The 279-nt window shown below is 60.6% G+C and carries 1 protein-coding gene; it reads right to left on the bottom strand.

The features are described from left to right. On the bottom strand, positions 1-279 hold a 279-nt coding region (locus HMPREF2796_RS00855; RefSeq protein ID WP_141749121.1), incomplete at both ends, for a hypothetical protein.

Raw genomic sequence — 279 nt, 5'->3', positions numbered from 1 at the left:
GTTGGCCAGTATGCTGCCTTGCCGGTTATCCACTTCCTGCCCGTTGGCGGTTAGTCGGCCGACATGCAATTTGGCTTGGTTGTCCAGTTGCCGGCCAACCGATAGTTCGGTCATGCCGTTGGCGGTAATTTTGCCGCCATCGTTATCCAAGTGTTCGGTTACCTGAATGTTGCCGTCGGCAAAAGCAGGCAGCACCGACAGTACAGGTGCGGCAGCGGTGCTACCGTTGCCGGCGGCAACGGTGGGTGCGGGGGCAGGTTGCGGCTGCTGTCCGGGTTG

It is taken from the genome of Eikenella sp. HMSC071B05, assembly GCF_001811325.1.
Classification (GTDB): Bacteria; Pseudomonadota; Gammaproteobacteria; order Burkholderiales; family Neisseriaceae; genus Eikenella; species Eikenella corrodens.
Note: the sequence above shows the minus strand (reverse complement) of the source record. Positions and strands in the feature narration are given on the sequence as shown.